Source organism: Protofrankia sp. CiP1_Cm_nod4 (genome assembly GCF_982290645.1).
Window position 1 is genome coordinate 71,906 of sequence record NZ_CEVIVC010000004.1, and the last position, 2,641, is coordinate 74,546.

Here is a 2,641-nt window from a genome sequence, read left to right on the forward strand (position 1 = left end):
TGCCGGCGGCGGCACCGGTACCGCCGCTCCCGCGGCTGTGCGGCGTCCCCGCGTCGTGCTGGGAGTCTCCGGCGGGATCGCCGCCTACAAGGCGGTCGAGGTGCTGCGCCAGCTCACCGAGACCGGCCACGACGTGCGGGTCGTGCCCACCGCGGCGGCGTTGCGCTTCGTCGGCGAGCCGACCTGGGCGGCGCTGTCCGGGCATCCGGTGGCCACCGACGTCTGGACCGACGCGGCCGAGGTGGCGCACGTCCGGCTCGGCCGGGAGGCCGACCTGGTGCTCGTCGCCCCCGCCACGGCGGACCTGCTCGCCCGCGCCGCCACCGGACGCTCCGACGACCTGCTCACCGCCACCCTGCTCACCGCCCGGTGCCCGGTGATGTTCGCCCCGGCCATGCACACCGAGATGTGGGAGCACCCGGCCACCGTGGCCAACGTGGCCACGCTGCGCTCCCGTGGCTGCCTGGTCGTCGACCCGGCCGTGGGCCGGCTGACCGGCGCGGACTCCGGTGCCGGCCGGCTGCCGGAACCGGCGGAGATCGCCGCGCTGGCCCGTTCCGTGCTGGCCCGCTCGGCGCTGGCCCGTTCCGCGCCGGCCCGTTCCGGGACGGCGGGCAGCGCGCCGGCGGGCAGCGTCCTGGCCGGTGGCGCGTCGGCGGGCACGGTGCTGGATCTCGCCGGCCGGCGGGTCGTCGTCAGCGCCGGCGGCACCCGGGAGCATCTCGACCCCGTCCGCTTCCTGGGCAACTCCTCCAGCGGACGCCAGGGCTACGCACTGGCCAGGGCCGCGCTCGCCCGGGGCGCGCAGACCGTCGTGGTGGCGGCCAACGTGGCGCTGCCGGACGTCGCCGGGGCGCGCACCATCCCGGTGGTGTCGACCGCGCAGCTGCGCGAGGCCGTGCACGCCCAGGCAGCCCAGGCCGATGTTGTGATCATGGCGGCCGCGGTCGCGGACTTCCGGCCCGTGGCACGGGCGTCCTACAAGATCAAAAAAGGTGACGGTGTCCCCGAGCCGGTGGCGCTGGCACACAACCCCGACGTGCTGGCCGAGCTCGTCGCCGCCCGCCGGCCGGGCCAGCTGCTCGTCGGCTTCGCCGCCGAGACCGGCAGGCCGGGCGTGGACATCGTGGCCCTCGGCCGGGAGAAGCTCGCCCGCAAGAAAGCCGACCTGCTGGTCGTCAACCAGGTCGGCGACGGGCTCGGCTTCGAGGTCGACCACAACGCCGCCGTGGTCCTCGGCGCGGACGGCACCCAGACCGCCATCGAACGGACCAGCAAGGACCTGCTCGCGCACCAGGTGCTCGACCTGGTCGTGACGCGACTCGCTGTAGCGGATGGCTCCGTTGTCGGCCTGCCCGCCGGTACCCGCCGGTAGACTTCGCCCGAATCAGACTGGATCTCCCAGGGGGTCATGACGTGGCGACGCGCCTGTTCACTTCCGAGTCCGTTACCGAGGGACATCCGGACAAGATCGCTGACCAGATCAGTGACTCCATCCTCGACGCGATGATCAAAGACGACCCGCGCAGCCGGGTCGCGGTCGAGACGCTGATCACCACCGGCCAGGTCCACGTCGCCGGTGAGGTCACCACGGACACCTATGTGGACATCGCCGCCGTCGTCCGCGAGCGCGTGCTGGAGATCGGCTACGACTCGTCCAAGAAGGGCTTCGACGGCGCCTCCTGCGGGGTGAGCGTGTCGATCGGGTCGCAGTCGCCCGACATCGCCCAGGGCGTCGACACCGCCCACGAGGCCCGGGTGGGCGGCTCCGGCGAGGACGAGCTCGACCGCCAGGGCGCCGGCGACCAGGGCCTGATGTTCGGCTACGCCTGCGACGAGACCCCCGAGCTGATGCCGCTGCCGATCGCGCTCGCCCACCGGCTCGCCCGGCGCCTGTCCGCCGTCCGCAAGGAGGGCCGGATCGGCTACCTGCGCCCCGACGGCAAGACCCAGGTCACCATCGAGTACGCCGACGGCCGGCCGGTGCGGCTGGACACCGTCGTCGTCTCCACCCAGCACGCGGCCGACATCGACCTCGACACCCTGCTCGCGCCCGACATCGCCGAGTTCGTCGTCACCCCGGAGCTGGCCACCCTCGACATCGCCACCGACGGGCACCGGCTGCTGGTCAACCCGACCGGCCGGTTCGAGGTAGGCGGCCCCATGGGGGACGCCGGCCTCACCGGGCGGAAAATCATCGTTGACACCTACGGAGGGATGGCCCGCCACGGCGGCGGCGCCTTCTCCGGCAAGGACCCGTCCAAGGTCGACCGGTCCGCCGCGTACGCGATGCGCTGGGTCGCCAAGAACGTCGTCGCCGCCGGGCTCGCCCGCAGGTGCGAGGTGCAGATCGCCTACGCCATCGGCAAGGCGCACCCCGTCGGCCTGTTCGTCGAGACCTTCGGCACCGGCGTGGTCCCCGACGAGCGGATCCAGGACGCCGTGACCGCCGTCTTCGACCTCCGGCCGGCCGCGATCATCCGGGACCTGGACCTGCTGCGGCCGATCTACACCCAGACCGCCGCCTACGGCCACTTCGGACGCCCGGAACTCGACTTCACCTGGGAGTCCACCTCCCGCGCCCAGGCCCTGGCCGACGCCATCCGCTGACCCCGGATTTTCGCAGAGCGAAAATCCGGGG

General features: G+C 73.3%; 2 protein-coding genes. Both read left to right on the top strand.

Annotation, left to right across the window (positions count from 1 at the left end; genetic code table 11):
* The coding region (locus AC5LSR_RS02130; RefSeq protein ID WP_493468093.1) for a bifunctional phosphopantothenoylcysteine decarboxylase/phosphopantothenate synthase at window positions 1-1,375 on the top strand (1,375 nt) is incomplete at its 5' end.
* Window positions 1,376-1,416: 41 nt separating this feature from the next.
* Entirely contained in the window at window positions 1,417-2,610 is a 1,194-nt protein-coding gene (gene metK / locus AC5LSR_RS02135; protein WP_250287302.1) for a methionine adenosyltransferase, read from the top strand.
* Window positions 2,611-2,641 lie beyond the last annotated feature (31 nt).